This is a genomic window from Vibrio sp. 1641 (genome assembly GCF_033339995.1).
In the GTDB taxonomy this organism is placed as follows: domain Bacteria; phylum Pseudomonadota; class Gammaproteobacteria; order Enterobacterales; family Vibrionaceae; genus Vibrio; species Vibrio alginolyticus.
Genome location: NZ_JAWOVP010000022.1, coordinates 26,952 through 48,900, shown reverse-complemented (window position 1 = coordinate 48,900; position 21,949 = coordinate 26,952). Strand labels below are relative to the sequence as shown.

Here is a 21,949-nt window from a genome sequence, read left to right as displayed (position 1 = left end):
GCGGGGTGGAGCAGCTTGGTAGCTCGTCGGGCTCATAACCCGAAGGTCGTCGGTTCAAATCCGGCCCCCGCAACCAAATACAAGACGATAGATTGAGTACTTATTTAGTATACAATTGTTAAGTCGTCTACGGATGCGCCGCTTGATTCAACGCCTGCTTCTCGCAACCAATCACATCGCTCTTTTCATAATGCTGCGAAGCATGAATCCCCAAAAGCTAAACTTTTATCCGCATCATATGATGTCGGACGATTTCGTTTGTGTTTAAAACACGATATGAATCGGCTGACGTACAAGTATGATGAGGCTTCGCGTGTTTTATCTACTTTAATTAACAGAGTTATCCACATACGTCGTTCTGTGGATAAGTTGGTTGATAAAGTGTTTTTAGCTTGACTTTTTATGATGGGGAAGAAAGATCTTTTCTCTAAAGTGAAGTTGAAACAACAAAGAAATATCAATTAAATATTTGTTATATAAAGAAAAAATAAGTTTTTTGTCGGATCGAGTACGTTAAAATACGATCATTAACTGGTATTTTTTTGATCCTAGTCATTTCTCCGAGCTGTGTTTAACTTTTTTCTGCTAGCTTGTTTTTCTTGAATCTCAAATTTTTTTCCACATTACAAAATTGAGAACAAGGTCATGAATTGAACATGCAAAAGTACTTTCAATCTCTTGCATATAGACTACGCTCTATGCGTCTCTCGGCAGTCCCTTCTCGACTATCCTTATTAAGCGTTGCTTTTTCGTCTCTATAGATGAATTACTCTCAGTGGGGAGTTGATTCAGTTGCTCTGTCAAAGCCCATTTAATGTGCTCATCAAGTAATTTATTTTCACCTTGCCGACTTTCCAGCGCATCTATGATTCGCTGACTATATTCTGCATTACCAAGTGCGACAGCGATGTTACGTAGCCACTGTATATGACCAATACGACGGATAGCGGAGCCTTCCATATTTTTTAGAAAAGTCGCTTCATCCCAGTTAAACATGTCGACGAGGTCAGGGTTTTTGAAACTGTCACGACGGTGGAAATCATCTTGCTCCGTTATGTCGGCGTAGCGGTTCCATGGGCAAACCAATTGACAGTCGTCACAACCATAAATGCGGTTACCCATTGGCTTTCGAAACTCTTCAGGAATCACGCCATCGAACTCGATGGTGAGATAAGAGATACAACGCCTGGCATCGACAACTTTGTCTTCAACGATGGCTTGTGTTGGGCATGATGTAATGCATGCTTTGCATTTACCGCACTGATCAACGCTTGGCTCATCTACGGGTAGTGGTAAGTCGATAAGTAGTTCACCTAAAAAGAACCACGATCCACAGTCTTGATCTAAAATCAGGGAATGTTTCCCGGTCCAACCTAAGCCCGCTTTTTGGGCGAGAGGTCGCTCTAATATTGGTGCGGAATCAACGAAAGGTCGGTAACCATATTGACCAACCTCTTGTTCAATAAGTTTGCCGAGCTTATTTAGCTGCTTTCTGACGAGCTTGTGATAATCACGCCCTAGTGCGTAGCAGCTAATATAGGCATGACTTTTATTCGCGAGGTTTGAAGCGAATTGAGCCTCTGGTGGCAGATAGTCCATCCGGACGCTGATAACACGAACGGTTCCCGGGAGTAGCTCATGGGGTCTAGCACGCATCATGCCGTGACGAGCCATCCAATCCATTGAGCCGTGATAGCCTGCATCAAGCCATTTTTGTAGTGCTGCTTCATGTTCACTCAGATCAACGTCGCAGATCCCAACTTTTTGGAAGCCGAGTTCTTTTCCCCAAACTTTGATTTGTTGTGCGAGTTGTTCGTAGTTCATGTTAACCACCGGAATAAAGGGGGGCGGATCTTAACGGATCTCTGGCTTTGGTGCTACCCAGTTAGGTACGTTTTTGATGTTGTGAATACTGCTTATTGAAGTCATTTGCATATATTCTAAATCTAGGTCGATACTAAGATGATTAAGATACCGTTTATTGGATACTTTTTTCGCACATATGACATTTGAAAGCTTGTCTCTCAAAACCAACACGGTTTACTATTCCTGTTCTTTTGATTTTTATATAGTCAACGATCATTAGTTAGAGAAGCATCAATGAGCACGAAACAATTCAATTTAAAAGATGAGCATGAAACGGTTGCACTAGGCACCGCTCTGGCTCAGCTTTGTTCCCAGCAAACCACAATTTATCTGCATGGTGATTTGGGTGCAGGTAAAACAACCTTTAGTCGTGGTTTTGTCCGTGCTCTTGGTCATCAAGGTAACGTGAAAAGTCCAACTTATACTCTAGTCGAACCGTACCAGTTGGATCAGTGGCAAGTATATCACTTCGACCTTTATCGTCTTGCGGATCCTGAAGAGCTTGAGTTTATGGGGATTCGAGACTATTTCACAGACGATGCGATTTGCTTGGTTGAATGGCCTGAAAAAGGGCATGGCTTACTGCCACAACCGGATCTTGATGTAAACATTCGCTACCAAGGTGAGCAACGTGTAGCCGAACTAACAGCTAATAATGATTATGGTGTGCAGTTACTCAGTCGATTGGAGCTATGTTGAGTTTTTCAAATTTTAGAGTAGTGGCGACGTTTGTCGCCACTTTTCTCCTTCTCATCCCCAATTTAGCATTTGCTAACGTCGTTAAGAGTTTTCGAGTTTGGCCTTCACCTGATGAAACGCGTGTTGTCATCGATTTAGGCTCGGAAGCTGACTATTCCTATTTCTCTTTATCAGGGCCGGATCGCCTTGTCGTGGATTTAAAAAGCACGACGATGCAGGCCAAACTGCCTGTTACTGTTACGGATAGCCCTGTTTTAAAACTGGTACGAAAAAGCTCGCCTCCAGAGAAGGGCACTTATCGTTTGGTGTTTGAACTAAAAAAGAGCGTTCAAGCGGAATTATTTAAATTAAGCCCAACACCAGGTGGGCAGTATGGTCACCGCTTGGTGATTGATTTACCGCACGGTAAGAAGGCATCGACCTCTAAACCGAGTAAGCCAGCGGCGGCCAGCAAAGACATGAGTTCAGTTCAACGAGCTCAAGAAGTGTTAATTGTTATCGACCCTGGTCACGGTGGGGAAGACCCTGGCTCTATTGGCCCTTCACGTCGTAAGTACGAGAAAGATGCGGTATTGAGTATCTCAAGAAAAATTGCTGCTCAGCTCGATGCGACTCCTGGTATTAAAACGCGCATGACTCGTACGGGAGATTATTTTGTAAACTTAAACCGTCGTGTCGCGATTGCTCGTGAAAATGATGCGCACTTGCTGATCTCCATTCACGCAGATGCGTTTACTTCACCGAAGCCTCGCGGTGGATCGGTCTTCGTACTAAATACTCGTCGTGCAAATACCGAAATTGCTCGTTGGGTCGAGAACCATGAGAAACAGTCTGAGTTATTGGGCGGCTCGGGTAATGCGTTCTTCACGAAGACAAAAGATCGTAACGTGAACCAAACTTTGTTGGACTTGCAGTTTAGTCATTCACAAAAAGAAGGCTATAAGCTGGCAACAGAAATCCTAGGTGAGATGGGACGTGTTGCGCACCTACATAACACCAAACCGATCAACACCAGCCTTGCGGTTTTACGCTCTCCACAGATTCCGTCTGTGCTAGTGGAAACGGGCTTTATTTCTAACCCAACAGAAGAGCGTTTACTGTTTCAACGAGCGCACCAAGATAAGTTAGCTCAGGCTATCACTAAGGCGGTCGTCAAGTACTTAAAAGATAACCCACCAGAGGGTACGGTGTTCTCGCCTTCAGCGAAGCCAATGGTACATATTGTAAAGCGTGGCGAGTCATTATCGGTGATCGCGAACAAATATGGGCTTAGCTCTAAAGCGCTGATGTCGGCAAACAACTTGAAGTCGACAGGCTTGGCAATTGGTCAGAAGCTCAACATTCCTTCTGCTGGTACGATTAAAGTGCCAAGTAAACCGATTACTGTTGAGACAGAAACCATTACGCACAAGGTTAAGTCTGGTGAGTTCTTAGGTAAGATTGCGAATCACTATAAAGTGAAGGTTTCAGATATCCGCCGAGAGAATAACTTGAAGTCAGATACCTTGTGGGTAGGGCAAAAGTTGAAGATAACGGTCGCGGTAAAAGATAAACCGATTCGTAAGCACAAGGTTTCTCGGGGTGAGTTCCTTGGCAAAATAGCGTCCAAATACGGCGTTAGCGTATCGAGCATTCGTAAAGCGAATAACTTACGCTCTGATCAGCTAGCGGTTGGGCAAGTCCTGATCATTCCAAACAAGTAGGTGAGCTTCTAACTCATTATGACGATTAAAATTTTGCCAGCCAGACTTGCAAACCAAATCGCCGCAGGGGAAGTGGTCGAAAGACCTGCTTCTGTGATTAAAGAGCTGGTTGAAAATAGTCTTGATTCTGGCGCAACTCGAATCGATATCGATATCGAGAAAGGAGGCGCAAAGCTGATTCGTGTTCGTGATAACGGAAAAGGTATCGCGAAAGATGAACTTGGCTTAGCGCTCAGTCGTCATGCGACATCTAAGATACATACCTTAGATGATCTCGAAGCCATTATGAGTCTAGGTTTTCGCGGTGAAGCGTTAGCCAGTATTAGCTCAGTCTCGCGTTTGACGCTCACGTCGCGTCCTGCGGCACAAGAAGAAGCCTGGAGTGCCTACTCCGAAGGGCGTGATATGCAGGTGAAGCTTAAGCCAGCAGCGCACCCGATTGGCACTACCGTTGAGGTGTTGGACTTATTTTTTAATACTCCAGCGCGTCGCAAGTTTCTTCGTACGGAGAAAACCGAATTTGCTCATATTGATGAGTTATTGAAACGCATTGCGTTAAGCCGCTTTGATGTCACCATCAATGTGCGTCATAACGGCAAGATCATCCGTCAATATCGCGCGGCGAAAAATCAGCTTCAAACCGAAAAGCGTATTGCTGCTGTCTGCGGTAATGCGTTTGTGCGGCATATGCTCAGAATCGAGCTTGAGCATCAAGGGTTAAAGTTACATGGGTGGATTACCACACCAGAGGGAGCAAGGCAGCAAAGCGATTTACAATATTGCTATGTGAATGGCCGAATGATGCGTGACAAATTAATCAATCACGCGATTCGTCAAAGCTATGAAATGAGCTTAAAGCCAGATCAGTTTGCTGCGTATGTGCTCTTTATTGAGCTAGATCCGCACCAAGTAGATGTGAATGTTCACCCTGCTAAGCATGAAGTGCGTTTCCACCAAGCTCGTTTGGTGCATGATTTCATCTATCAAGCTTTGACGGATGCACTTGCGCAAAGCGCCGTGATTGATAAACCACAGGTGAATGAATCGGCATTTCATCGCGTGGAACCGACTGAGTCCGAAGAGATTGAGCATTCGCCAGAGCCTGAAAAAGTACAAGAGCCAGCATCTTCACCAGTACCAGAGCGGGTTTATCAAGCGATAGAGAGTACACCGGCTTATCCTGGACGCAGTGATTATGAAGTGAAGCCTCGTAATAGCGGTCCTAGTGAAACCTCCGTGCGAGAGGCGCGCGTAGTGGAGTCATTCAAACGTAATGATTGGGTGGAATCCAAACCTGCACCAAAGCCAAGTCACAGTAAAGAGCGCCACGTAGAACCAGCGCCAACTAAACAAGAAGTACACGCTTATCACGAGCTGTTGAAAACGCCAGAGTTTGAGGCTCAGGCAGTCACTCCAATAGCGCCCCAAACGATAACTTCGCACACATCAATGCCATCGATTACTGCATTGGGCAAAGCGCTGATGGTGGTCGATGAACAATTTGTTTTGATGAGCAGTGACAGTGGGGCGGCGTTAGTCTCGTTACCTAGAGCAGAATTTTATCGTGTAAAAGGCCAGCTTTCTCCAAGCGATGGTGCACTCAAGGCACAACCTCTGCTTGTTCCTCTATCTATTAAGTTAGAGGCCGAATTAGTGAGACTGGCCCAAGATTATCAACAAGATTTGGCATTGCTTGGTATTCAATTGAAAGCGAGAAACGAGCACGCCTTAATGGTGATGGGCGTCCCAGCTCCGCTGCGTCAACAAAACTTACAAAATTTAGTACCAGATCTGTTATCTTACGCGCAATCTTGTGTGAACGAAGGTATAGCAGCGGCTCAGATGCTGTCTGAGTTGATAGATTGGCTCGCATTACAGGTCACGACAGTGAAGAGTCACTATACTTTTTCTGAAGCCATTCAAATTATTGCGGAACTTGAACAGCTAAGACATGGTCAATTGCCATTAGAAGATACAAAATTCGTATCCGCTGTTGATTTCTCTGCCACGATAGCCAAATTAAAACCATGACAGATAAACTACCTTTGGCGCTATTTTTAATGGGGCCAACTGCATCAGGCAAAACTGAGCTGGCGATTCGTCTTCGTCAAAAATTTCCGGTTGAGATCATCAGTGTTGATTCTGCTTTGATCTACAAAGGGATGGATATCGGTACGGCGAAACCGGATGAAAAAGAGTTAAGTTTGGCGCCTCATCGCTTGATAGATATTTTGGATCCAAGTGAATCTTACTCTGTCGCCGACTTTCGTCGAGATGCATTGAAAGCGATGGATGATATTGTTGCAGAAGGAAAAATTCCACTTCTTGTGGGTGGAACAATGCTGTATTACAAGGCGTTACTTGAAGGTTTATCACCACTTCCTGCTGCAAATCCTGAAATTCGTCAGCAAATTGAACAAGAGGCATTGACTAAAGGTTGGTCAGTGTTGCACGATGAACTCAAAGAGGTTGATCCTGTGTCAGCTGCGAGAATCCATCCCAATGATCCCCAACGTTTATCTCGGGCATTGGAAGTTTTTCGCATTTCAGGTAAAACTTTAACTGAATTGACTCAAACGAAAGGTGAAAGCCTACCATACCGAGTCAAGCAGTTTGCAATAGCTCCCAAGGATAGGGCAGAACTTCACCGTCGGATTGAACTCCGTTTCGAGAAGATGATGGAAGCGGGCTTTGAAGAAGAAATGAAAGCGTTACATTCGCGAAAAGATCTTCACCCCGATCTTCCTTCCATACGATGCGTCGGTTACCGACAGATGTGGGAGTATTTAGATGGGGAGTGTACACGTGACGAAGCGGTATTTCGTGGCGTATGCGCGACTCGTCAATTGGCCAAGCGTCAAATCACCTGGTTACGCAGCTGGGATGATTTAACTTGGTTGGATAGCGAGAACATTGAACAGGCATTAGAAACGATGTCGGAAGCAATAGCATCTGATTGACATAGCTGTGTATAATGTGATCGTTTTTGCGTGAACGCACTCTCAAAGGATCTGTTGTTGGCGGTTTTTATACTATGCTGCTAATTACTTAGAGTGCATTTTTGATTCGTTTAGCTCAGATGCAAAAGCCGTATCTTTTGCATTGCACCACTAGCTAAATAATTACAACTACAAATTAAATAAGGAAAATAAAAATGGCTAAGGGGCAATCTCTACAAGACCCATTTCTAAACGCGCTACGTCGTGAGCGTATCCCGGTATCTATCTACCTTGTGAATGGTATTAAACTACAAGGTCAGATCGAATCATTCGATCAATTTGTGATCCTGCTGAAGAATACTGTTAACCAAATGGTGTACAAGCACGCGATCTCAACAGTTGTGCCGGCTCGTCCAGTGAGCCATCACAGCGGTGAACGTCCACAAGGTGAGCGTCCACAAGAGAAATCAGAAGATTAATTCTTCATCGAGTATTTTTAAAATAAGGAGTTGATTGCTTGTTTGACCGTTATGAATCCGGTGAGCGAGCCGTACTTGTTCATATCAACTTCACGCAAGAAGGTGAATGGGAAGATCTGGCTGAGTTCGAAATGCTGGTTTCTTCTGCTGGGGTAGAGGCGCTACAAGTAGTAACTGGTAGTCGTCAATCCCCACACCCGAAATACTATGTCGGAGAGGGTAAGGCCCAAGAGATTGCTACAGCGGTACAATCAACGGGTGCCGAAATTGTGATTTTTAATCACGCCCTCTCTCCTGCCCAAGAACGTAACCTCGAAGCACTGTGCCAATGTCGAGTTCTCGACCGCACTGGTCTTATTCTCGATATCTTTGCTCAACGAGCTCGAACACACGAAGGTAAGCTACAGGTAGAGCTGGCTCAACTTCGTCATATCTCTACTCGTTTGATTCGTGGTTGGACGCACCTTGAAAGGCAGAAAGGTGGTATCGGTTTACGTGGCCCGGGTGAAACCCAGCTGGAAACCGACCGTCGCTTATTGCGTGACAGAATCAAAGCCATCCTGCGACGCTTAGACAAAGTAGCGAAGCAGCGTGAACAAGGGCGCCGCGCCCGAAATCGAGCTGAAATCCCAACGGTTTCACTTGTGGGTTACACCAACGCGGGTAAGTCGACACTCTTCAACCGTATTACAGAAGCTGGCGTGTACGCGGCTGATCAATTATTTGCTACTTTGGACCCGACTTTACGTAAGATAGAGTTAGCAGATGTTGGTCCTGCCATCTTGGCAGACACGGTTGGTTTTATTCGACATTTGCCACACGACTTGGTTGCGGCCTTCAAGGCAACCTTGCAGGAAACGCAAGAAGCTGACATTTTGTTACATGTTGTTGATGCCAGTGATGAGCGTTTTCGTGAGAATATTCAAGCTGTTCATGAAGTACTAGAAGAGATCGACGCGCATGAAGTGCCGACTCTGGTTGTCATGAACAAAATCGACAATCTAGATTCGCAGAAACCACGTATAGAACGAGACGAGGAAGGCGTACCTCGCGCAGTTTGGGTTTCAGCAATGGATGGGTTGGGCATTGATGTCCTGTTTGAGGCTCTGACGGAACGTCTGGCGTCACAAATGGTCGAGCATCAGTTGCGAATTCCTCCACAGTATCAAGGACGATTCCGTAGTACCTTCTTCCAAATGAAGTGTATTCAACGTGAGGAATATGACCAGGATGGTAACTTGTTGATCGATATTCGAATGCAGCAAGTAGATTGGTCTAGACTTGAAAAAAGAGAAGGGGCAGTTTTGACTGGCTTTATAGTCACTTAAAGGACTGCTACAGTATAACGTCATATCAAATGATGGAGCTTTCTAATGGCGTGGAATGAGCCTGGAAATAACAACGGCAACAATGGCCGCGATAATGACCCTTGGGGTAATAATAATCGTGGTGGCCAGCGTCCTGGTGGCCGAGATCAAGGTCCGCCAGATTTAGATGAAGTGTTCAACAAACTGAGTCAAAAGCTGGGCGGCAAGTTTGGTAAAAAAGGCGGCGGTGGTTCTCCAATCGGCGGCGGTGGTGGTAGTGCAATTGGCTTTGGTGTGATTGCTCTGATTGCTGTTGCGGTTTGGTTTTTCGCTGGTTTTTACACCATCGGTGAAGCAGAGCGTGGTGTTGTACTGCGTTTAGGTAAATACGATCGTATCGTAGACCCAGGTCTTAACTGGCGTCCTCGCTTTATTGATGAGTACGAAGCGGTAAACGTACAAGCGATTCGTTCACTACGTGCATCTGGTCTAATGCTGACTAAAGATGAAAACGTTGTAACAGTTGCGATGGATGTTCAGTACCGAGTGACTGACCCATACAAATACTTGTACCGTGTAACCAATGCAGACGACAGCTTGCGTCAAGCAACGGATTCTGCACTACGTGCAGTAATTGGTGACTCATTGATGGATAGCATTCTAACCAGTGGTCGTCAGCAAATTCGTCAAACTACGCAAGAAACACTGAACCAAATCATTGATAGCTATGATATGGGTCTGGTACTTGTTGATGTGAACTTCCAGTCTGCTCGTCCACCAGAGCAAGTGAAAGATGCGTTTGATGATGCAATCGCAGCACGTGAGGACGAAGAGCGTTTCATTCGTGAAGCTGAAGCATACAAGAACGAAATCTTGCCTAAGGCAACGGGTCGTGCAGAGCGTTTGAAGAAAGAAGCACAAGGTTACAATGAGCGTGTCACTAACGAGGCTCTTGGTCAGGTAGCACAGTTCGAAAAACTACTACCAGAATACCAAGCAGCGCCTGGTGTAACGCGTGATCGTCTGTACATTGACGCAATGGAAGAGGTGTACTCAAGCACTTCGAAAGTGTTGATTGACTCGGAATCAAGCGGCAATCTTCTTTACCTTCCAATCGATAAGTTGGCGGGACAAGAGGGCAAAGCAGATACCAAACGTAAATCGAAGTCATCTTCAACCTATGATCAAATTCAACTTGAGTCTGATCGTACACAAGAAGACACTTCGAACTCGCAGTCTCGTTCAACAGGTTCACGTCAAGGGAGATACTAAGAATGCGTAAGTTAATGATCCCTGTACTGGTAATCGCACTGGCATTAATGTTGATGTCTTTGTTTGTGATTCCTGAAGGTGAGCGCGGTATCGTGGTTCGATTTGGTCGTGTCTTGAAAGACAACAACGACATCACTCGAATTTACGAGCCTGGTCTGCATTTCAAGATGCCTTTGTTTGACCGTGTGAAACAACTTGATGCACGTATCCAAACAATGGATGGCCGTGCAGACCGTTTCGTAACGTCTGAGAAAAAAGACGTTATCATTGATACCTACGTGAAGTGGCGTATTGAAGATTTTGGTCGCTACTACCTCGCGACTGGCGGTGGTAACTCGCTAACGGCAGAGGCACTACTTGAGCGTAAAGTGACGGACGTGCTTCGTTCTGAAATCGGTGCTCGTGAAATCAAACAGATCGTATCTGGTCCACGTAACGATGATGTGCTACCAGAAGACGCAAGTGCCGATGTTGTCGCAACTGAAGCGGCTCGTGAGGCGCTTGAGATTGATGGTGAACGCGACCTAATCATGTCTGAAGTATTGAAAGACACGCGTGAAAGCGCAATGAAAGACTTGGGTGTTCGTGTCGTTGATTTCCGAATGAAGAAAATCAACCTGCCTGATGAAATCAGTGAGTCTATCTACCGTCGTATGCGTGCGGAGCGTGAGTCCGTTGCTCGTAAGCACCGTTCTCAAGGTCGTGAAAAGGCGGAAGTTATTCGTGCTCAAGCAGAACTAGAAGTAGCAACTATTCTAGCTGAAGCTGATAAAACTGCGCGTGTGACACGAGGTGAAGCGGATGCTGAGGCTGCGAAGATTTATGCTGAAGCGTACAACAAAGACCCTGAGTTCTTTAGCTTCCTACGCTCGCTACGTGCGTATGAGAAGTCCTTCAGCTCTAAGAGCGATATTCTGGTGCTTGATCCGAAGAGTGAGTTCTTCCAATACATGAACCAGTCGAAGGGCAGCATGGAGAAATAATCTCCGCGTCTCATTGAAATAAAAGGCTCCTTAGGGAGCCTTTTTTGTATCTGATGCTAAGTGCTAGCTCATCATGATGGCGATTACGGCTCCAGCAACTACTAGGCAGCCACCGATGCGTCGTAGCTGATTGTTGGGTTGTTCACTTAATTGAGCCACCATATTCCGCCAACCGTTAGGAGCAATCAGTGGCCCAATGCCTTCCACGATCAAGACGAGCCCAATCGCCAACCATATGGATTCAGACATAGCGCTTTCCAGTCGAATAGAGAAAGCTAAATACTATCAGTGATATGCTGATTTCAAAATGAACAAAGCGGCAAGATGACATTCTGGTAGCAACTCTGTGAACAAAAAATGACTGCAAGAAGCGTGATTCGGTGCTAGAATCCATTTTTAACTAGCAATCAGACTTGGAAAGATGGGAAATAACGTAGTCGTTCTAGGCACCCAATGGGGTGACGAAGGTAAAGGTAAAATCGTAGACCTTTTAACTGAAGATGCAAAATACGTGGTACGCTACCAAGGCGGTCACAACGCAGGTCACACTCTCGTAATTGACGGTGAAAAAACCGTTCTTCACTTAATTCCATCAGGTATCCTTCGCGATAACGTAAAATGTGTTATCGGTAACGGTGTTGTACTATCACCTGAAGCTCTACTTAAAGAAATGAAGCCTCTTGAAGAGCGCGGTATTCCAGTACGCGAGCGTCTTTTCATTTCTGAAGCATGTCCGCTAATTCTTCCTTACCACGTTGCAATGGACCAAGCTCGCGAAATCGCTCGCGGTAAAAAAGCTATCGGTACTACTGGTCGTGGTATCGGTCCAGCATACGAAGATAAAGTTGCTCGTCGCGGTCTACGCGTTGGCGACCTATTCGATATGGCGACTTTCGCAGAGAAGCTAAAAGAAGTCATGGAGTTCCATAACTTCCAACTAGTTAACTTCTACAAAGCGGAACCAGTAAGCTACGAAGAAGTACTTGAGCAAGCGAAAGGCTACGCTGAACTACTAACGTCAATGGTTATCGACGTAACTGACGAACTAGACGCAGCACGTAAGCGCGGCGACAAGATCATGTTCGAAGGTGCACAAGGTACACTACTTGATATCGACCACGGTACTTACCCGTACGTAACGTCTTCTAACACGACTGCTGGTGGTGTTGCTGCAGGTTCTGGTTTTGGTCCTCGTCACATCGGTTACATCTTGGGTATCGCAAAAGCGTACTGTACTCGCGTTGGTGCTGGTCCATTCCCGACTGAACTATACGACGGTTTAGATAAGCAAGATCCAATTGGTAAGCACTTAGGTGAAGTTGGCCACGAGTTCGGTGCGACAACTGGTCGTCTACGTCGTACAGGTTGGTTCGATGCTGTTGCTATGCGTCGTGCAATCCAAATCAACTCTGTATCTGGTTTCTGTCTAACTAAACTAGACGTACTAGATGGTCTAGAAGAGCTAAAAATCTGTACTGGTTACAAGATGGAAGATGGCTCTGTGCTAGAAGTTTCTCCGATGGCTGCTGAAGCATTCGAAAAAGCAACGCCAATCTACGAAACAATGCCTGGTTGGTCTGAGAACACATTTGGTGCTAAGTCACTAGATGCTCTACCACAAGCCGCTCTTGACTACATCAAGCGTATTGAAGAGCTAACTGGCGTTCCAGTAGACATCATCTCTACAGGTCCTGACCGTAACGAAACTATCATCAAAGTTCACCCATTCGAAGCTTAATTGATAGCCGTTAAAGATTGCAAAAGCCGACCTTCTGGTCGGCTTTTTTGTATCTGAACAAAAACAGCGTGACTCTCATATGGCAAGCTTTTGCCGCTGAGCCTAAATCAGAGGCAAAAATTGTCTAAAGCTTAGCTGTTTTTTGCCGATAAGGTTATCAAGCAGAGGAGATCCTTCACCGATCTTTGGTTTCTTAGATACCTTAAGGGTACGTTTATGAAGTTACGAACAGTGGCTGCTTCACTGTTGTTGACCTTGGTTGCTACCACAGTGAAAGCCAATGTTGCTGATGTGGGGGCACCAGTTCCGATCTATACCGAAGCAGAGCTGATAAAGCTTATTGAGCAAAATAAGCACTTACAACGTGTGCGCGCTGATAACTGCCAGCTGGTGGAGGATATCGTAGCTCGTGCGACTCGAATTAACTTACCCGCTTATGAATTTCTGTACGGAGATATGTTGGCTTGGGGGGTGTGTGTCGAGCAAGATGTCGAACTGGGTCTTTACTACATCGAAAATGCAGCGCATCAGGGGTTACCAGCTGCACTAGAGCAGATTGGCCGATACTATTCGCGTGGCACTTTAGTACAGCAAGATAAAGAACGTGCAATTCCATATTTGCGAGAAGCTGCGTCAATGGGAAACCTAAACGCGCGTATTCATCTGGCCGAGTTGCTTTTACGTGATTATGGCAGTCCACTCGATTACGAAGATGCGTATCGTTGGTTATATAACTCTGTCACAGCAGATAAGCGGCAGCATAAGCGCATAACTGTATTGAGAAACGGCCTTGAACAGCGCATGCCACAAAACGTTATTGCTCGAGCTAAACGGCGAGACACCTTTTGGTAACGCTTCAATATTGCAAACAACTTCATACAACAAAGCCCACGTCACGTGGGCTTTGTTGTTTTCCCGATAGTTGGTAGCGCTTAAACCACTTTGTGTGGACCGAAGCATTCGTAATGGAATTGCTCTTCTGGTACGCCAAGTTCTAATAGCTGTTTCGCTACGTGCTGCATAAATCCTACAGGACCACAGAAGTATACCTGCACGTTATCTTGCTTTAATGCAGCTTCAATTTCATACAGATTGACAAAGCCCGTGAAGTGGAAGCCTTCGCCTAGCTTGTCTTCTGCCGTTGGTTGGTTATACCAAACGAGCGCGTTCATATTTTCTTTTTCTGCAACGAGTTGGTTTACGTGTTGCTTGAAAGCATGCTGTTGGCCATTTTCTGTTGCATGAACCCAAGTTACAGGTGCTTGATGTGCTGAGAGACTTTCTAGCATTGACAGCGTTGGAGTAAGTCCCACACCAGCAGAAATTAGAACAACGGGTGTTTGTGGTTCGGCATCCATAAAGAAATCACCGGCAGGGGCCGCAAGCTGCACTTTTTCGCCAATGTTCAGGCTATCGTGCAGGTAGTTCGACACTTTTCCGCCTTCTTCACGTTTTACTGAGATACGGTAGGTGTTCTCTTGGACCGCAGAAGACAGGCTATATTGGCGAATTTCTTGGTTTTCTAACTGGTCACTGTTGATGTAGATGCCAAGGTATTGTCCCGGTTTATACGGCGCCACTTTTTGGCCATCGGTTGGCTTGAACACAAAGCTGCAAATGTGTTCGCTCTCAATCTTTTTATCGACTAATTCAAATTCGCGTAGACCGCGCCAGCCGCCTTCCAAAGCTTCATTTTGTTGGTAAATTTGTTCTTCGCGCTGAATAAATACATTCGCAAGTACGCCGTAAGCCTCAGCCCAAGCATCCAACACTTCTTGACCTGGATTAAAAAGCTCATCGATTGTCGCAAGTAAATGCTTACCAACGATTTGGTACTGATCTTCTGTGATCAAAAAGCTCGTGTGCTTATGCGCAATTTTCTCTACTGCGCCAAGCAGAGCTGGCAAATTTTCAATATTGGCAGCATAGGCACAGATAGCGTTGAATAATGCTTCACGCTGATCGCCGTTACGCTGGTTACTCATGTTAAAAATATCTTTCAACTCAGGGTTATGAGTAAACATACGCTCGTAAAAGTGCGCGGTCAGTTTTGGTCCTGTTTCGGCGATGAGTGGTGCGGTCGCTTTGACGATCTCGATAGTTTGATTGCTGAGCATAAGGGCTTCCTACTTTAAGTTGTATTTATAATGCATGTTTAAAGTTGTATCTCAAATGTATCTTTCGATCAAGAAAAGATTTACACTTTTATCGATAGCTCAAGTTTGGGGTTTTAGCATCACCAGCGGGTTATTGAGTCGCACTTTGGGAGAGAATATGCAGTTAACTAGTTTCACTGATTATGCGTTGAGAACCTTAATTTTCTTGGCTTCGTTGCCGGAAGATGAGTTAACCAGCATTACCGAAGTGACGGATTTATTTGGTGTGTCGCGCAACCATATGGTTAAAGTTATCAATCGGTTAGGGCAGTTGGGTTATGTCCATACCGTGCGCGGAAAAAACGGTGGTATCCGGCTGATGAAGCCAGCGTCTGAAATCACAGTCGGTGGTGTTGTGCGCGATTTAGAGCCGTTAGATTTAGTCAACTGTGGTGTGGATTTTTGCCATATTACCCCTGCTTGCCGCCTCAAAGATAAATTGGCGAAAGCAAAAAGTGCCTTTCTGGCGGAGTTGGATGACTGCACGATTGAATCCTTGCTCAGTGACAATTCTGAACTTTTGATCTTGCTGGCTCGTCCTTAACTCATTTGCATGCCTAGAGTCGATCTCGATCATTCTTTTTTCAAAGCAATTCTGTAGCTTATCGAGAGACTCAGATATACTAGCCATATACCTTCCTTGCTAGATAGGCGTGCCTATGTCAGACAATATTCCAAACGATCCTTTTGCAGATCGTGAATCCAAAAATTACGAAAATCCAATTCCAAGCCGAGAGTTTATCATCGAGTTTCTAGAGCAAGCGGGCGTTCCAATGAATCGTAACGACTTGTTTGAGGCACTAAAGCTTGAGGGCGAAGAGCAATACGAAGGGTTGCGTCGTCGGCTACGTGCGATGGAGCGAGATGGCCAACTGGTGTTTACCCGCCGTCAGTGCTATGCATTGCCTGAAAAACTTGAAATGGTGAAAGGTTACGTGATTGGTCATCGTGATGGCCATGGTTGGGTACGTCCAGAAGGCAGCGTCGGCAAGGATGATGATATTCTGTTACCGCACCATCAGATGAAGAACATCATCCACGGTGATTTTGTCTTAGTGCAACCGACAGACAACAGCAAGCGCGGCCGCCGTGAAGGACGTTTGGTGCGTGTGCTAGAGGAGCGCAATGATCAAATCGTTGGTCGTTTCTTCCTTGAATATGGATACTCCTATGTTGTCCCAGATGACTCGCGTATCAGCCAAGATATCCTGATCCCAAATGAGCACAAAGCGGGTGCACGCATGGGTAACGTAGTCGTAATTGAAATTACTGATCGTGGCTCACGCTCACGCGGCATGATGGGTAAAGTGGTTGAAGTCCTTGGTGAAAACATGGCACCAGGTATGGAAACACAAATTGCGATTCGTACACACCAAATCCCTCACGAATGGCCAGAAGCCGTCGATAAACAAATCGAAAACTTAGGCGAAGAAGTACCAGAAGAAGCGAAAGTTGGTCGTGTGGATCTACGTGATTTGCCACTAGTGACCATTGACGGCGAAGACGCACGAGACTTTGATGATGCCGTTTACTGTGAAAAGAACAAAGAAGGTGGTTGGCGTTTATGGGTAGCGATTGCTGACGTCAGTTACTACGTTCGTCCTGACTCTGCGTTGGACAAAGAAGCGATCAATCGTGGTAACTCAGTATATTTCCCTTCGCAAGTTGTGCCAATGTTGCCAGAAATACTGTCGAACGGTCTATGTTCGCTTAACCCGCAAGTAGATCGCTTGTGTATGGTGTGCGAAATGACCATTTCCGATACAGGTAAGCTGTCTGGTTACAAGCATTACGAGGCGGTGATGAACTCGCACGCTCGTCTCACATATAGCAAAGTGAGCGCGATTCTAGAAGGGGATGAAGAACTACGTGAGCGCTACCAGCCGCTTGTTTCTCATCTAGAAGAGTTGCACAAGATGTACAAAGTGCTGAAAGAAGCACGAGATCAACGCGGTGCAATCGAATTTGAAACCGTTGAAACCAAATTTATTTTCAATGCGGAACGTAAAATCGAAAGCATTGAGCCAGTAATTCGTAATGACGCGCATAAGATCATCGAAGAATGTATGATTTTAGCCAACATTGCTTCGGCATCGCTGGTAGAAAAAGCGAAAGAGCCCGCGCTTTATCGTATCCACGAATCTCCAGGTGAATTACGCCTGCAAGGTTTCCGTGACTTCTTAAGTGAACTTGGTCTTGAGCTAAAAGGTGGTTTAGAGCCTTCACCAACGGACTATGCTGATCTCGCACGTCAAATCTCCGGGCGTCAAGATCAAGAGTTGATTCAGACCATGCTGCTACGCTCAATGAAGCAAGCGGTATACAACGCAGATAACGCGGGGCACTTTGGGTTGGCATTGAAACGCTATGCGCACTTTACGTCGCCAATTCGTCGTTACCCTGACTTGTTACTTCACCGTGCAATCAAGTATCTGATTGCTAAAGAAGAAGGTCGTAATCAAGATCGCTGGACACCAACAGGTGGCTATCATTACTCGTTTGACGACATGGATTTTTACGGCGAACAATGTTCGATGACAGAGCGCCGTGCTGATGATGCAACACGTGATGTTGCGGATTGGCTGAAGTGTGAATATATGCAAGACCACGTCGGTGACGAACTAGACGGTGTTATCGCTAATGTCACTAGCTTTGGCTTCTTTGTACGTTTAACGGATTTGCACATCGATGGTTTGGTACATATTTCTACCCTTGCGAACGACTACTATCAATTTGACCCGATTGGTCAACGACTTATTGGTGAAAGTTTCGGTAACATCTACCGCTTAGGTGATGCAGTAAAAGTAAAAGTACTGGCTGTTAACCTCGATGACAAGCAAATTGACTTTGAATTGGTCGAAACAAGTCGTAAGCTACGCGGCGAAGGTAAGACTGCGAAGAAACGCGCAGCGGAAGCAAAACGCAAAGCGAAAGATAAAAAACGCGCTGCGACTCGCTCTTCATCGAAAGAAGGTGGCGCGGCTCGTGCAATTCCTGCGATAGAGCCAACTAAACGCCCAGAAGAAACGGGCGCAACGAGTAAGCGTAATGGCCCAAAACGTGGTGACGCCGAAGGCAACGAGAAGCCTAAAGTGAAAAAAGCACGTAAAAAGAAGCCGCACAGTAAGCCGAAGAAAACCAAGCGCACTAAAAAAGAAGCGCAGTAGGTTGAAGCGCCAACTTAGTTCAAACTCGGTTGGCGCAGGCAATACGACCAGAACAACAGGTTAAACAATGAGTAACGAATTTATCTACGGCATTCACGCAGTGAAGGCGGTATTGGAGCGCGAACCAGAGCGTTTTATCGAGGCGTACGTTTTAAAAGGTCGTCAAGATGATCGCCTAATGCCAATCCTAAATGATCTTCAGGTTTGTGGTGTTTCTATTCAGCAGATGACACGTAAAACCTTGGATGACAAAGCACGCGGTGCAAATCACCAAGGCATCATCGCTCGTGTGAAACCAGCGAAGCAGCTGAATGAGAACGATATTGATGACATCCTTGCAAAGCACGAATCACCACTGCTCTTAGTGTTAGACGGCGTGACCGATCCACACAATCTTGGTGCGTGTTTACGTAACGCAGATGCGGCAGGTGCTGCGGCGATCATCGTACCGAAAGATCGTTCTGCGCCAATGAATGCGACGGTAAGTAAAGTCGCTTGTGGTGCAGCTGAAGTCGTACCATTGATCCGAGTGACTAACTTGGCTCGTACTATGCGTACATTGCAAGAGAAAGGCATCTGGTTTGTTGGTACTGCGGGTGAAGCAACGCACGACATCTACCAAGCCAAACTGACTGGACCTCTTGCTATCGTAATGGGGGCTGAAGGTGACGGTATGCGTCGTCTGACTCGTGAAACCTGCGACGATTTGATTAAGATCCCAATGGCTGGTAGCGTTTCAAGCTTGAACGTATCTGTGGCATCCGGCATCTGTTTGTTTGAGGCAGTTCGTCAGCGTATTGCTGCAAAGTAACGACGAAACAAACAGTTACTGTAGAATTAGACATAATGATAAAAACAAAGGATGGGGTGCCATCCTTTGTCGTTTTCACCGATTTATAAATAAAAATCCTCAGGGAAGTTATGACTCAACAAGACATTAAATTCATCGCCTTCGATCTAGATGGTACTTTGCTTGATAGCGTGCCAGATCTAGCTGTCGCGGCAGACCAAGCAGTACAGGCGCTTGGCTTTCCATCGGTTTCAGAAGAACAAGTTCGTGATTATGTGGGTAACGGCGCAGACGTGCTTATTGGTCGCTCATTAAGCCAAAGCCTGACCATCAACCCAGAGCTGAGTGAAGAGCTTCGTGCTAAAGCGCGTGTATTGTTTGATGACTACTACGAGCAAAGCGGTCACAAGCTAAGTCATCTTTACCCAACGGTAAAAGAGACACTAGCAGAGCTGCACAAAGCGGGCTTTGTTATGGCGTTGGTGACTAACAAACCTTCAAAGTTTGTGCCTGACGTTTTGGAAAAGCACGACATCGCAAAATACTTCGTTGATGTCCTTGGCGGTGATGCATTCCCAGAGAAAAAACCAAACCCAGTAGCATTGAACTGGTTGATGGAAAAGCACCAAATCCAACCAAGTGAAATGCTGATGGTTGGCGACTCGAAAAACGACATTCTCGCAGCAAAGAATGCAGGCTGTGCCTCATTTGGTCTGACATATGGTTACAACCACGGTGAACCTATTTCAGCATCAAATCCAGATTTCGTCGCTGACAGTTTGGCAGAATTATTGGACGTTGTAGCGGTTTCTGCATAACGGCTACAAAAGAGCTTCCAAAATACTCGTTAATGAGTACACTGAGTAAACCGTGCACCTATTACTGCACGGTTTTTTTCATTTAATTAGATTAAGAAGTCAAAGGAATCATTCTAATGAGCAAACCCATTGTATTGAGTGGTGTTCAACCTTCAGGTGAACTAAGTATCGGTAACTACTTGGGTGCTCTACGTCAATGGCAGCAGATGCAAGACGATTATGATTGCCAATATTGTGTGGTAGACCTTCACGCGATTACGGTTCGTCAGGACCCTAAAGCGCTGCATGAAGCAACTCTAGACGCACTGGCAATTTGTCTGGCAGTTGGTGTTGACCCGAAGAAGAGCACGCTATTTGTTCAGTCACATGTACCAGAGCATGCTCAATTAGGTTGGCTTCTTAACTGCTACACTCAAATGGGTGAGCTGAGCCGTATGACTCAGTTTAAAGACAAATCGGCACGTTACGCGAATGACGTAAACGTCGGTCTATTTGACTACCCGGTGTTGATGGCTGCTGACATTTTGCTTTACGGTGCGCACCAAGTACCTGTAGGCAGTGACCAGAAGCAACATCTAGAATTAGCGCGCGATATCGCAACGCGTTTCAACAATATTTACTCGCCAGAGCAGCCAATCTTCCAAGTTCCAGAGCCTTACATTCCGACAGTAAATGCGCGTGTAATGAGCCTTCAAGACGCAACGAAGAAGATGTCTAAATCTGATGACAACCGTAAGAACGTTATCACGCTGCTGGAAGAGCCTAAGTCGATCCTTAAGAAGATCAACAAAGCGCAAACCGATACCGAAACGCCACCAAGTATCCGTCATGATATCGAGAACAAGGCGGGCATTGCTAACCTAATGGGTCTGTACTCTGCGGCGACAGGCATGAGCTTCGAAGAGATTGAAGCGAAGTACCAAGGCGTAGAAATGTATGGCCCATTTAAGAAAGATGTTGGTGAGGCAGTTGTAGCAATGCTTGAGCCAATTCAAGCAGAATATCACCGTATTCGCGCTGATCGTGCTTACATGGACGAGGTAATGCAGCAAGGCGCTGAGAAAGCCTCGGCACGAGCGGCTGAAACGCTTAAGAAAGCATACGAAGCAGTAGGTTTTGTAGCTCGCCCATAGTCGCTAAGAACGAATACGAAAAAGCTCCACTTTGGTGGAGCTTTTTTTATGCCTGTATTACTGAAATGGCGTGTCTTTCATACAGCGTTCCATGTCGTAATATTCAACACGTCCTCGAGCCCCTAGAAAGGCAGACTTCACAACCATGCCTTTATCAATGAAGTAACTAAGCTGTACGCATGATATATCGTAGCTGAGTTCTTTAATTCTCGCTGGAATCCAGTAGGTTCCTGGCGTTCTTAGACGCTGAGTAAAGGTAATAACACCCTCGTCACTGACTTCTAGCTCTTCAATACCATCCAGTTCATTTTTGGCTGATTCGATGATGTCTTGATTCGCCGTAGGTTGAAGTGGCTCACTGGCGGTCAACTGACACCCCGCTATCAAGCCAAGTAGGGAGAGAGCTAGCACACTGCGTTGAATTTTTTTCATTTGTCGTTCCTGGGTTTACAGCTAATGAGATCTTATTGTCTCGCGCAGGTGTTATATCTTTTGTGTATGTTTTTGGCTAGTGAGTAATGAAAAGTTATTGAATAAATCATGAAAACTTTGAAGTATGAGGGGCCTGTATAAGAGAGAACGAAGCGAGTAATAGATTCTTGGGCTTGAACAGTGATACAAGTGAAAATTAAAGCATTCTAAATTAGTGACTAATTATATTTTTTATTTGTAACGGAACGGTTGGGTTAATAAGCCACTCAACAAGTGATGTATTTTCTACTCCTTAACATGAAGTGAAAAAGTAAACTGAGTAATCAATCTAAATTCTGACTTGTTTATCAATAGCGCTCTGTATTTATTACAAAAAATGTTTGAATGGGATGCTCTGGCATATTTTCTTATATTCACATGTGATTCATTTCACGGCTTTAATTACTCATTCTTATTTATTTCATAAA

At 45.5% G+C, this 21,949-nt stretch carries 19 protein-coding genes; 15 read left to right on the top strand and 4 right to left on the bottom strand.

Going from position 1 to position 21,949, the window contains the following annotated elements:
* Positions 1-696: 696 nt before the first annotated feature.
* The gene (queG, locus tag R7Z47_RS22905; RefSeq protein WP_318130633.1) at positions 697-1,824 is read right to left on the bottom strand and encodes a tRNA epoxyqueuosine(34) reductase QueG; all 1,128 of its coding nucleotides are present in this window, start codon (positions 1,822-1,824) and stop codon (positions 697-699) included.
* Positions 1,825-2,100: 276 nt separating this feature from the next.
* On the opposite strand from queG, the gene tsaE reads away from it, so the two are divergent.
* The 8 genes from tsaE to hflC all read left to right on the top strand — a co-directional run bounded on the left by tsaE (position 2,101) and on the right by hflC (position 11,248).
* On the top strand, positions 2,101-2,565 hold the full coding sequence (tsaE, locus tag R7Z47_RS22900) for a tRNA (adenosine(37)-N6)-threonylcarbamoyltransferase complex ATPase subunit type 1 TsaE (protein ID WP_005381372.1): 465 nt from the start codon (positions 2,101-2,103) through the stop codon (positions 2,563-2,565).
* Positions 2,559-4,268: an N-acetylmuramoyl-L-alanine amidase gene (locus tag R7Z47_RS22895; protein WP_005381374.1), complete on the top strand. Its 1,710-nt coding sequence runs from the start codon at positions 2,559-2,561 to the stop codon at positions 4,266-4,268. Before tsaE ends, R7Z47_RS22895 begins: the two co-directional genes overlap by 7 nt.
* 18 nt (positions 4,269-4,286) lie before the next feature.
* Positions 4,287-6,299: a DNA mismatch repair endonuclease MutL gene (gene mutL, locus R7Z47_RS22890; RefSeq protein WP_137282415.1), complete on the top strand. Its 2,013-nt coding sequence runs from the start codon at positions 4,287-4,289 to the stop codon at positions 6,297-6,299.
* Complete coding sequence (gene miaA / locus R7Z47_RS22885) at positions 6,296-7,228, top strand: tRNA (adenosine(37)-N6)-dimethylallyltransferase MiaA (protein ID WP_005395375.1); 933 nt, start codon at positions 6,296-6,298, stop codon at positions 7,226-7,228. The genes mutL and miaA overlap by 4 nt, the downstream gene beginning before the upstream one ends.
* 194 nt (positions 7,229-7,422) lie before the next feature.
* Positions 7,423-7,686, top strand: coding sequence for an RNA chaperone Hfq (gene hfq / locus R7Z47_RS22880; RefSeq protein ID WP_005381379.1), 264 nt, complete (start codon positions 7,423-7,425; stop codon positions 7,684-7,686).
* Positions 7,687-7,724: 38 nt separating this feature from the next.
* A complete protein-coding gene (hflX, locus tag R7Z47_RS22875) occupies positions 7,725-9,014 on the top strand; it encodes a ribosome rescue GTPase HflX (protein WP_005381380.1) in 1,290 nt (429 codons plus the stop codon).
* Between the two features lie 45 nt (positions 9,015-9,059).
* Positions 9,060-10,265 carry an FtsH protease activity modulator HflK gene (gene hflK, locus R7Z47_RS22870; protein ID WP_005381381.1) on the top strand — a complete coding sequence of 402 codons (1,206 nt, stop codon included), beginning with the start codon at positions 9,060-9,062 and terminating at the stop codon, positions 10,263-10,265.
* A 2-nt stretch (positions 10,266-10,267) separates the two neighbouring features.
* On the top strand, positions 10,268-11,248 hold the full coding sequence (hflC, locus tag R7Z47_RS22865; RefSeq protein WP_005381382.1) for a protease modulator HflC: 981 nt from the start codon (positions 10,268-10,270) through the stop codon (positions 11,246-11,248).
* A 63-nt stretch (positions 11,249-11,311) separates the two neighbouring features.
* On the opposite strand, the gene R7Z47_RS22860 is transcribed toward hflC, so the two are convergent.
* Positions 11,312-11,497, bottom strand: coding sequence for a DUF2065 domain-containing protein (locus R7Z47_RS22860; protein ID WP_005381383.1), 186 nt, complete (start codon positions 11,495-11,497; stop codon positions 11,312-11,314).
* Positions 11,498-11,669: 172 nt separating this feature from the next.
* On the opposite strand from R7Z47_RS22860, the gene R7Z47_RS22855 reads away from it, so the two are divergent.
* Both R7Z47_RS22855 and motX read left to right on the top strand, forming a co-directional pair.
* Positions 11,670-12,986 carry an adenylosuccinate synthase gene (locus R7Z47_RS22855; protein ID WP_005381385.1) on the top strand — a complete coding sequence of 439 codons (1,317 nt, stop codon included), beginning with the start codon at positions 11,670-11,672 and terminating at the stop codon, positions 12,984-12,986.
* Positions 12,987-13,202: 216 nt separating this feature from the next.
* Positions 13,203-13,838: a flagellar protein MotX gene (motX, locus tag R7Z47_RS22850; protein WP_005381388.1), complete on the top strand. Its 636-nt coding sequence runs from the start codon at positions 13,203-13,205 to the stop codon at positions 13,836-13,838.
* An 80-nt stretch (positions 13,839-13,918) separates the two neighbouring features.
* Here motX and hmpA read toward each other — a convergent pair whose 3' ends face one another.
* Entirely contained in the window at positions 13,919-15,103 is a 1,185-nt protein-coding gene (hmpA, locus tag R7Z47_RS22845) for an NO-inducible flavohemoprotein (protein WP_151514403.1), read from the bottom strand.
* Positions 15,104-15,260: 157 nt separating this feature from the next.
* On the opposite strand from hmpA, the gene nsrR reads away from it, so the two are divergent.
* The 5 genes from nsrR to trpS all read left to right on the top strand — a co-directional run bounded on the left by nsrR (position 15,261) and on the right by trpS (position 21,050).
* A complete protein-coding gene (gene nsrR, locus R7Z47_RS22840; RefSeq protein WP_005381392.1) occupies positions 15,261-15,686 on the top strand; it encodes a nitric oxide-sensing transcriptional repressor NsrR in 426 nt (141 codons plus the stop codon).
* A gap of 115 nt (positions 15,687-15,801) precedes the next feature.
* A complete protein-coding gene (gene rnr / locus R7Z47_RS22835) occupies positions 15,802-18,309 on the top strand; it encodes a ribonuclease R (protein ID WP_262607127.1) in 2,508 nt (835 codons plus the stop codon).
* Between the two features lie 67 nt (positions 18,310-18,376).
* Positions 18,377-19,120 carry a 23S rRNA (guanosine(2251)-2'-O)-methyltransferase RlmB gene (gene rlmB / locus R7Z47_RS22830; RefSeq protein WP_047103967.1) on the top strand — a complete coding sequence of 248 codons (744 nt, stop codon included), beginning with the start codon at positions 18,377-18,379 and terminating at the stop codon, positions 19,118-19,120.
* Positions 19,121-19,230: 110 nt separating this feature from the next.
* Positions 19,231-19,917 carry a phosphoglycolate phosphatase gene (locus R7Z47_RS22825; RefSeq protein WP_005382834.1) on the top strand — a complete coding sequence of 229 codons (687 nt, stop codon included), beginning with the start codon at positions 19,231-19,233 and terminating at the stop codon, positions 19,915-19,917.
* 116 nt (positions 19,918-20,033) lie between these two features.
* Complete coding sequence (gene trpS, locus R7Z47_RS22820; RefSeq protein WP_005381398.1) at positions 20,034-21,050, top strand: tryptophan--tRNA ligase; 1,017 nt, start codon at positions 20,034-20,036, stop codon at positions 21,048-21,050.
* 57 nt (positions 21,051-21,107) lie between these two features.
* On the opposite strand, the gene R7Z47_RS22815 is transcribed toward trpS, so the two are convergent.
* Complete coding sequence (locus R7Z47_RS22815; RefSeq protein ID WP_149192265.1) at positions 21,108-21,482, bottom strand: hypothetical protein; 375 nt, start codon at positions 21,480-21,482, stop codon at positions 21,108-21,110.
* Positions 21,483-21,949: the final 467 nt, after the last annotated feature.